A 9,509-nucleotide genomic window follows, 5' to 3' on the forward strand; every position below is an offset into this window, starting at 1 on the left:
CCTTGGTTGGCACAAAGCCAGCAGACGAACCTGCTAGATGAGAGCTGTTCGCCTGCTGGATTTGTGCCAACCAAGGTGGGTCAATTTTAAATGATGATGCCGGATCAATTTTGAACGCTCATTGACAAGTGCCAATGGATACCCTGATGGGGCCGTTCATTTGCGTGGCACTTACTCAACAGAAAAGCAGATGAAACAGCTGATTATTGAAGCTGGCGGTGCTTTAGAGCTGGTTGGCAGGTGTGCAGATATTGCGGGCCTGAATGAGGTCCAAACCAGAAAGACTGGCGATATTGGCGTGATCGGCAGCCTTCATTCCCCTCTCAGGCAGTGGGGTGCGATCTGGGATGGTGAGCACTGGCAAGTTCACTGGAACTCGGGCTTTGAAGCTATTCACGCGCCTGCTCTTAAAATCTGGAGTGTCTGATGCCTGCTACTGCTGCATTTGCTGTTGCGTTTGTTCTGTCAAATGGCGCGGCCTTCGTTGGGGCCTCTGTTGCAACGCAAGCGATCCTTGCGGGGGCTGCGGTGTCCTCAATTGGTGTTGGGATTATTGGAGTTGGCCTTTCCGCTGGTATTGGGCTGGGTGTGAATGCCCTGCTTGGCAGTCAGCAGAGAAAAGACAATGCTGCACCTATTCCAAGTGCAGCTGATGGCAAGGTGGTGCAAAAGCAAAATGTGCCATCGCGGTCCTATCAATATGGCACTGTGCGTATTGCAGGCGACATGACGTTTTTGGAAGAGCGCAGCGGTACGGCTTATATGGTGATTGCCTATGCGTCCCATGAGATTGATGGCTTTGTCGCGCACTTCCTGAGTGATGATCCTGTAGAGATTGATGCAGATGGCAATGTCACCAAGTCGCTGAGTAATGATGAGGATGCATCCAAGTATTATCGTCTTGGTGGTGATGCCAAGGTGATGCTTATTGAGCGCGTTGGGACGCAGGTCGGTGTTCCTTATTCGCAGCTGGTGGACAAGTTCGATGATATCTGGAGTGAGGATCATCGCGGCGACAATATCGCCAGTGTTTTGATGATGTGTAAGAGCGTGAGTGCCCGGCGTCATCGAACGGTTTACCCGCATGGCTACCCAACACTATCCTCTACCATTCGCGGAAAGAAGATTTTCGATCCCAGAGATGGGCAGGTCAGATTTAGCGAAAACCTTGCTCTCATACGGCTTGACTATCTTCTTGCCCCTTATGGAAATGCTTTGAAGATCTCGCAGATCAATCTTGATAGTTGGGCTTATGCTGCGGACGTTTGCGATCAGCAGGTTGAGAACATCAAAGGTGATATGGAGCCGCGTTATCATGGCGGATTCCGTGGCCGCGAAAACAACGATCCAACTCAGGTTGGCCGGATGCTTGATGAGGCAGGCGAGCTGCTTCTATATACCGATGCAGATGGAAAGGTTGCCGTTCATGCTGGGGAATGGGTCGAGCCTGATATTCACCTGAAAACAGATGATATCGTTGATATTGAGTTCTTGCCAAACCGCAATTCAGCCTCCAGCGTCAAGGCGGTGCGTGGTCTCTGGGTCAATCCTGAGCTTCATTATGTTGAAGATGATGCAGTCATTGAAGGCGATCCATATGTTCAGGAAGACGATCCCAGATCGCGTACTGTCGATAATGACTGCGTGCAGCGCCATAATCACATGCGGCGCTTGCAAGCGCTTAAAGCTATTCGGGTGAATGCACCTCGTGTGCGTGTGAAATGCGACTACTTCGCATCCCAAGAGGTGCCTTTAAGAAGGTTCATCAAGATCAGTGATCCGCCACACCTTGTTGATGCTTATCTAGAGCTGGACGGCACCCCCACACTGGATCTGGATACGTTCCAGCATGTGTTCGAGGCGATGGTTATTCCGCGAGACCCGTTTGCCTATGAGCCTGAAGATGAGGGCGAAAAAGGTGATCCTCCCAAGCGTATTGCATCTGAGGCAATCCCGAGTGTTGATAGCTTCTCAATTCAAATGCAGCAGCAGGGGCAAAGTACTATCGCGGAAGCAAGTTTTACACGGCTCTCCGAGGCGCTCACCTATGAGCTGGAATATGTGAAAACCAGCGGTGGTGCTGCCAAGTATGCGCAGGCCAATGATGGCGAAGAAACCATTGAAACCGACAGCCTCACATCGGGTGTTGAATATCGCTTCCGCATGCGCACGCGTTCCGTCTTTGGGCAAAACAGCGATTGGTCCAGCGCAACGGACGTTGTGGCCACGGTTTAATTTCCTCTCAAAATGGAGTTGGCAATGAACTTCCTCACCAAGGAATTTATTTATCGTGACCGGGAGACTTTTGGCGTTGGTAGCACTGATCCACACAAGCCGAAGAAGGAAGAAATCATTGCTTACCTGGGGCAAATGGAAATCGCCGCAACGCTTGGTGCGGTGATTGTAAAAACCAAAGCTGAGTTGGATACGGTCACCGATAAGCCGGATTATACCCCGGCTATTGTGGGTGCAGATCCAAACCAAGCTTTGAGTGGTTACTATCAGTGGCTCGGTAACACTTGGAACTATGTGCGCGATCTTGCTGACAGTATCACGAGACTGATCAATATCGGGGGGACTGGTAACGCGATTACTGCTGAGCTGCGCTTGGGCGTTAGTCTGTCGGCGGTTGAGTTGGCGTTCTTTGTGCCTGCACACAATAATACTGGCGCTGTAACAATCACGGTTGAGGGCATCGAAAAGTCAGTTCGCAACGGCCTTGGTAATGAGCTGAGTGAAGATGATCTGCAAGCTGGATATCCGGCAATGGTCGCGGTGTTTCCGGGGCAGGATGGATACGTCCTTCTCAATCCGGCGAATGTCGAGGCGGTGGTGCTGGCAGCAAAGCAAGCTGCTGAGGAGGCATTGAGCAACCTTGAGGCCGCAGTCGAGCAGGCTTCCGAGTTAGCGTTCCAGCGGTTCAATAAGCTCTATCTTGGCTCGTTCAATGTGAATCCATCTACCGACAATCAAGGTGGTCCACTCAAAGACGGTATGCTTTGCTTTCACTCTGTCGAGAAGAAGATGAAGGTCTATTCAGAGGATGACAGTGATTGGATCTTGGCAACGCCGGACACAAGCGACTTTCTCAATAAAGCAAATAACCTCGGAGATGTTTCGAGTAAATCAGCAGCTCGATCCAATCTGGGTCTGGGAGCGCTTGCAACTTCATCAAAAGTTGGCATGAATGACTTGACTGATAGCTCAGTGAGTACAGGCAAGCTAAAGAGCAAGGCTGTCACAGATCCCAAACTAAACTCCGCGAAATTGAATACTCTTGTAAGCAAGCCTCAGGTCGTGGCGCTGTACTCCAATATCGGGGACGATGCGTCCTTTAATCTTACTCGCTCTGGAGCAACCTACACCTTCGGAACACCTCAGCCAGATACAAGTTATGTCGTTCAGGTGGTTGGTCAAAGAACCACCCAAGGTAATCTGAGTTACATCAACATTGTTGGGATGAACGCTAAATCCAAGGCGAGTTTTTCGCTCAACGGTTTGAGGCTGAACAGCGCGGGAAGCATAAGCGGTCTGTCTGGTGGGTTTGATGTGATCGTTTACCGCGTAGCCAGCTAATCAAAATCTCTTTCTGGAACAGCGCGACATGCGCAGCTACGGCTCCCATAGGGAGCCTTTTTTGTGAGGTGATCATGGGACGGATACCAGACTTTGAATCTCAAGAAATGCTGCAGGATCTCGGATTTAATCCGGGCAAGCCAGATGGTGATTGGGGCAGGCTATCTGAAGCTGCTTATCAGGATTGGCTTAGCTCCAAAATCAAGGCAGTCAAAAGCAGTGAGCCTCCATGGCTGGTTGAGGCGCGTCGGTTGCTGGGAACCAAGGAAATCTCAGGGCCAACGCACAATCCAAGGATCATGGGCTGGGCGAGCAAATTAGGGATCTCCTACCAGAGCGATGAAACCCCTTGGTGCGGTCTGTTTGTCGCCCATTGCATGAGCCTTGTATCTGATACCCAGCCCACCAACCCTTTAGGATCTCGCCAATGGGCGAAATATGGCAGGCGTTTAGACAAACCGATACCTGGCTCTATCCTCGTGTTCTGGCGTGGAAGTCCTCGCGGCTGGAAAGGGCATGTTGGTTTCTACGTTTCTGAGAGTGCAGGCCACTATCACGTGCTGGGTGGGAACCAGTCCAACGCAGTCACGATCACGAAAGTCTCAAAGCGGCGGCTCTTGGATATCCGGTGGCCGGAAAGCTATCCCGTGCAGGGAGATCGTGTGCTGGCGCAGCGTGAAGGTGCTGTCTCAACCAACGAAGCTTAAGGCGTTCTAGTTTGGAGTTGTGATTTCAGTTTACTCACCAGCAGATCCACATCCTTGAATGAGGCTAAGATGCAGAAATCAGAGACAGGCACAGCATTGACCTTTCTAGCAGCTTGGATCGCCCAAAACTGGGCCAACTTCCTAGAGCCGTTCTTTCAGGCGGTGCTCATTATCCTGACTGTGGTTGCTGCGTTTTTCATGGCTTGGAATAGGGTTCTGGACAACCGCATGAAACGAAAGCAACTGCGAGACTATGAACGCGGCAGGTCCTGAGCTGATTGACCGATCGGTACTGATCGTCCTTACTGGAGATCCGAGAGTTCTAAAAAAGAGATGAGACAATTCCATTTGGCTGGCGCTGTGATATGCGGCTGGAGGATTGTCAAAAAAGATTAAAATCGCATGTTTGCTTAAAGAGCCAGAGGTGAATTGGATCGTGTCTCAGTTATCGTCCGGCGATTTACTTAGCTCATAGATGATTACGTGCGGATCTTCCAAATATGTATGGGTTTTCTGCATATACTGGTCCATCACTTCTAGTGTTTCTGATGAGATTTCTCTGCCAAATACGCACTCTTGAGGGCTATCATCAGCATGAAACATCAAGTCTGCTTGATGTAATTCAACCAGATAAATGATTGCAGTCGCCGCACAAGTTGGTCTGGTGAAGTTATACATAATTGACCTCAAAGGTGATGGCGTTTGATCGGACAATGTTGGTCTGAACCAATTATCGCAAGCTGCTCTTTTTCGCTAAATAATAGCAAAGGGCAATTAATCTCATAGGTTGTTATTTTTTGAGTAACTCGCATGACGTGATTTGAGGAAACGGATTAGTGTCTATCAAAATAGAGAGCAAATGAATCCGCCCTATCTCGCCTCTTATTCTCACCAGTAACTTAATGGCTGCGATCAGTTCCTAATGCATACGTGTGAAATTTTTTACACGTTATTTATAGGAGTTTTTCATGTTTGTTGCAGTTTATAGAACGTCTATTCTGGGACTTGGGGCAAATGAAGAAGAGGCAATCAATCATGCCTTGGTCATTCTGAGAGAATTGTCTTATGAGGAGAGTGTGCATGTTTGCAATAATTTGGAGGTCAAGCCGATAACAGAGCAAGCATGTGATCAAATCATCTACAAAGAAAGTCGTGCCCTGAATTTAAGAAATGGTGCAATTGTAGTTATTTAAATAAAGCGCTATCCAGCGGCGGGGATAGCATTAATTCATGCAGAAACCTAATCTGATTAAGTTTATCTGATAATTGGTGGTCAGTTATGGTTTAGTAATATTTGTGTATTTGTTTGTTCTTCAAATAACGTAATTGTGAATATTGTTGAAATCTAAATAATATTAAATATGTAGGTAACTTTTATTTTTATAAGATCTATGGGTTTATTTTTTGAGTAGTGCATCTCACGGTAACCGATAGAGGTACTTATTAGGGGGTTACTATGCAAAACTCATTCTTTCGAAACACCAGTGTTTTTGCTCCTCATCTATCTAATCGGTTTCATGGTGTAACAAGACATGCTTGGTTCTGCTTTGTTGTTTTGGTGGCCGCGAGTTCCATCTGTTCTCTTCTTTTTGCCTATGAAGCAGCGATAGAAGCGAATAGAAACCAGTCTTTGATTGCTTGGTCTGGGTTCATTGTCTGCCAAATTTCCTTATGGGCGGCTTTCAGAGTACGACGTGTCTCTCATATAGCCAGTTCCATTTGGGCAGATGGTGATTAGTTTTTGCACCAGCCATTGAGGTTGCGATTTTCAAGACGCGGAACAAGATTCTAGATAACTAGCTCAAGCGGCCATAGCTCAGAGACAATTGTGACAAACCATAAAGTCGTAGTGGCCAATCAACGTTGTGTTGAAGTTGGTGGGCATAGCAAGATACTGAGTGAGCATGTCTAGAGCGAATGCCGCAATTGTCATAGAGTACCGTACTGGGCTAAGCGGACCTTCGAGCAGTTCAATCAATAGTTGAGGCGGTATGTATAGCAGCCTGTCCGAATTTCCCGACCCAGTTCTGAATACTACTTGTGCGATTATTTTATAAATTGTAAGCGTCAAGGAAACAGATTTATGATATGCGTCCGGTGAAGGTGACCGGAAGGTGATGAGTTCGCTCATGTGCCGAAAAAGTTAATATGCGTTCAAAGTGACATCAAGTTTGGTGCGGTATGGACATACTTTCTATTCTTGAGTTGCATGGTTCTTGTAAATGATCCGATTGGCCTCCTATCTATCCCTATGTTTTTATTCTCTATTTATGCTGAGTGCTTGCGGCAGTCAGGGCGATACTGCCTTTGACGTGAGCCGTGAGGCTGATACTACTTGGCTTGTTAAGATCCTGAAAGAGAAATACTCAGAATATAGGGATACACGGTATTTTCTGAAGTGGTTTGATCTGAATGGAGATGGTGAGAGTGAGGCAATCGTTTATATTATTGGGCCCGTGATTTGTGGAAGTGGTGGATGTAATACTCTGGTGTTTGATAAATCTAGCGGTGAGTATAAGCAAATCGCTGAGCTTACCGTCACTCAGCCTCCGATACTGGCTTCAGAAGATTTGGTAAATGGGTGGAGCGTTTTGGTCTCTCAATCTTATGGGGGAGGAGCTGTTGCTGGCTATTCAGAATATACATTCAGAGGTAAGGCCTACCCAAATAATGCCAGCCAAATTATAGGTGTTATGCCTCGGGGAACGATACTGATCCCTGAAATTTCTTTTTTTAAAGAAGGGGTAGCCCTCTTTAAAAATTAAGTCTGTCATTAGATGTCATGGTGAGCGTCCATAGAGCCCGACCTGTAGTTGAAAGCGACCTCTGGCAAGGCGTGCGCAATTAGTTTCCAATTAGCAGGAAGGTCACGCTGCCACACACTAAAAATGAGGGCAAAGGGCCATTCCGAGACATATCGAGAATAGCTGTGAGTACGGGCCAACAGCCGCCATTCACGCAGTTCCATCATGGGTTGTAATAGACATTATTGATGACGATAATACCTCTGTTTCAAGCGCCCTTACCACACATAATTACGTGAATATTGGTAACGAAAGGGGGGCATAGCTACCATCATTAAAAGACAACCACATAAGTTTAATGCCCTATTTGGCAAGGTTGCTCAATAGCTCTTCATTAAACGGCCGACAACATTCAAAATCATTTGGATGGTTAGCTAACCATTCCTCAAAGACCAATATTGGGCGAAACTCCCCCTCCAACACCCAGTTATGAGCAGTCGGGTCTTTTACGCTAGGGATAAGATCTCCATCGGTGATCTCTGAGTAAGAGTAGTAGCAGCCGTAGATGCGCTCGGCCCCGATACTATCAGCCACGAACTTCTGATTGAGTTTGTGATCCAGTTCGTCACCAACTTCTTCCATCCATCGGATTATAGCGTAATAAGCATGCAAGTCGCTTGTTTTACCGATGGTGGCATAAAGCGCAGTTAAAAAACGAAATTCTTCTTCATCGCTCAGAACTCGCCAGTTTAGTCTTAGCAAGAATTTTTCTAGCCATGGCTGTAGCTCGTAATAGCTTACGTCCGGATCCTCAAGATGAGTAAACTCTTCGACGTAAATTCCTTGGTTCATCAGTTGATCGATGATCGAAACAACCTCATGGGAACGTGGATTTTTGTGCCTCTTCGTCGGTTCAGTTTTAATCCGAGCTGCTAAACGAAGAAGTCGAAAATTCACGTCATCGAATACTTCTAACTCACGCATTCTTATCCTCTTGAAAGGTGTTGCCCTTGCGATTAGCCAAAGATATTTCAGATGTATACATCCTGCAAAATATAGTAAACGGATGTGTCCTTCCCGGATACCAGACTTTGTGTCACTTTGAAGCAAAGCACTGTGCTTCAACTTTTCGATCTGAGGCAGCAATCTCTCATGGCAAAAAGTGCTCGCTTTTTTGCCAATGCTCTATCCGCGTGACATTCCTTGAGATCTCTAGGAACGGGTGTTTTTTGTTTTCTGCAGCTAGCAGCGCGTCATCCATTTGAACTTGCATGTAATGGGCCATTAGTGGACCTTAAGCCCATTCAACTTTTGATTGAGCCAAATTTGAGGTAGACTTTTATTGACGTGATCTGCCGGCTATTTTTGGTCATGCCTATCGGTGCGCAAAGTTCGTATATTCGCAACACCATGACCAGAAGCTAGTGCTCAAACTGGTAACGCTTTAGACTTTCTCATCGCAATGTGTTTCTAGTCTGGTCCGTGCCGCCTGCAAGACTTCTTCTTCAAAATGACTGGGAAAACGAAGGACAACAGCTTCGGCACTCAAATCCAACATGTTCCTATCGCGAAGAAGATAATAGCCCTCCGACGGTGTTGGCTTAAGCGTTAAGTCGGTGAGTGTTTTCTGAACACCCACACGGGATATCTTTTGTCGAGTGCGACTAAGGCGGATCGTCTTGCCTCGCTCTCCGGACAATACGAATTCGAGCGCAATTATGCTTTTCCAGAAATCTAAGTGTAAGGGATCGCTAGAGCTATCATCGTTGGTTCCGGCTACTATCTCAATCAATCTCCGCCGCGCTGCCTCCGCAACGCCTTCTGCCCCATTGCGTTCTGCATTGGTGATCCAGTTTTTGAGCTTTTCAGCATCAGAACAAAGGCTAATAATATCGATTATTTCACTATGCTTTGTCATTTTGTGACCTCTGGAACTGCAATATAACGTGATGCTCTTGAGAAGATATTTTCGTCGCTGGTGATCTTTACATTTCCCTGCTGTAGTCTGTAGCCGCGCTGCTCCATGATCTGTCTAACCATATGCCCCATCATTTGCTTGATGCGGTCATTTGAAATTTTATGGCCAAATCGCTGGACTAACAAAGGAGACATTGGTTCTATCGCAGGGCGTGACAAATACGTTGCTGTTTCCATGCGAATAATGTTCTCCCGTTCAGTCAGAAACTCCCAGATAGCCGCCCCCGTTTCTTTTTTAAACGTTGAGTTGAACCGTTCTGCATTGTATTGCATCTTTAAACCCTCTCTTTTTAACGCGTCAAAATTGACGCATCAAAAAAATTGTCAACTGAGTTGGATGTTTACTTTTGAAATCAGCATCTATGTAAACAGGGCCATATGTATGGACCGCCTGCGTTTCGCAAGAGAGTTTTTACTTGGAAGCTTGAAGTCGCTACTATGTATCCGACCTGTTAATTGGCACGCGGGCCGTGGCCTTGATGGTAATACGCACGTACCTACAGTC

Annotated in this window: 11 protein-coding genes; 7 read left to right on the forward strand and 4 right to left on the reverse strand. The window is 46.9% G+C overall.

The annotated features are described in order from the left end of the window. Positions 1-190: 190 nt before the first annotated feature. The 5 genes from PsAD37_RS21110 (at position 191) to PsAD37_RS21130 (ending at position 4,556) form a co-directional block, all read left to right on the forward strand. Positions 191-427 carry a hypothetical protein gene (locus tag PsAD37_RS21110; RefSeq protein ID WP_153039833.1) on the forward strand — a complete coding sequence of 79 codons (237 nt, stop codon included), beginning with the start codon at positions 191-193 and terminating at the stop codon, positions 425-427. After that, a complete protein-coding gene (locus tag PsAD37_RS21115; RefSeq protein WP_063297817.1) occupies positions 427-2,235 on the forward strand; it encodes a fibronectin type III domain-containing protein in 1,809 nt (602 codons plus the stop codon). Before PsAD37_RS21110 ends, PsAD37_RS21115 begins: the two co-directional genes overlap by 1 nt. A 24-nt stretch (positions 2,236-2,259) precedes the next feature. Next, the gene (locus PsAD37_RS21120; RefSeq protein ID WP_063297818.1) at positions 2,260-3,576 is read left to right on the forward strand and encodes a hypothetical protein; all 1,317 of its coding nucleotides are present in this window, start codon (positions 2,260-2,262) and stop codon (positions 3,574-3,576) included. A 74-nt stretch (positions 3,577-3,650) separates the two neighbouring features. Next, on the forward strand, positions 3,651-4,283 hold the full coding sequence (locus PsAD37_RS21125) for a TIGR02594 family protein (RefSeq protein ID WP_063297819.1): 633 nt from the start codon (positions 3,651-3,653) through the stop codon (positions 4,281-4,283). A gap of 69 nt (positions 4,284-4,352) precedes the next feature. Further along, positions 4,353-4,556, forward strand: coding sequence for a hypothetical protein (locus tag PsAD37_RS21130; protein ID WP_057462203.1), 204 nt, complete (start codon positions 4,353-4,355; stop codon positions 4,554-4,556). Positions 4,557-4,724: 168 nt separating this feature from the next. Here PsAD37_RS21130 and PsAD37_RS21135 read toward each other — a convergent pair whose 3' ends face one another. Continuing rightward, positions 4,725-4,961, reverse strand: coding sequence for a hypothetical protein (locus tag PsAD37_RS21135; protein WP_063297820.1), 237 nt, complete (start codon positions 4,959-4,961; stop codon positions 4,725-4,727). A 290-nt stretch (positions 4,962-5,251) separates the two neighbouring features. Between PsAD37_RS21135 and PsAD37_RS21140 the strand changes: the two genes are divergently transcribed. Further along, entirely contained in the window at positions 5,252-5,476 is a 225-nt protein-coding gene (locus PsAD37_RS21140; protein ID WP_063289107.1) for a hypothetical protein, read from the forward strand. A gap of 1,029 nt (positions 5,477-6,505) precedes the next feature. Then, positions 6,506-7,048 (forward strand): hypothetical protein, encoded by a 543-nt coding sequence (locus tag PsAD37_RS21145; RefSeq protein WP_063297821.1) that lies wholly within the window; start codon positions 6,506-6,508, stop codon positions 7,046-7,048. A gap of 342 nt (positions 7,049-7,390) precedes the next feature. Here PsAD37_RS21145 and PsAD37_RS21150 read toward each other — a convergent pair whose 3' ends face one another. From PsAD37_RS21150 to PsAD37_RS21160, 3 genes are all read right to left on the reverse strand, one after another. Next, positions 7,391-8,011, reverse strand: a complete 621-nt coding sequence (locus tag PsAD37_RS21150) for a hypothetical protein (protein WP_153039834.1) — start codon at positions 8,009-8,011, stop codon at positions 7,391-7,393. Positions 8,012-8,471: 460 nt separating this feature from the next. Then, positions 8,472-8,945: a hypothetical protein gene (locus PsAD37_RS21155; RefSeq protein WP_063297823.1), complete on the reverse strand. Its 474-nt coding sequence runs from the start codon at positions 8,943-8,945 to the stop codon at positions 8,472-8,474. Then, entirely contained in the window at positions 8,942-9,277 is a 336-nt protein-coding gene (locus tag PsAD37_RS21160) for a hypothetical protein (protein WP_063297824.1), read from the reverse strand. The genes PsAD37_RS21155 and PsAD37_RS21160 overlap by 4 nt, the downstream gene beginning before the upstream one ends. Positions 9,278-9,509: the final 232 nt, after the last annotated feature.

It is taken from the genome of Pseudovibrio sp. Ad37, from assembly GCF_001623075.1.
Classification (GTDB): Bacteria; Pseudomonadota; Alphaproteobacteria; order Rhizobiales; family Stappiaceae; genus Pseudovibrio.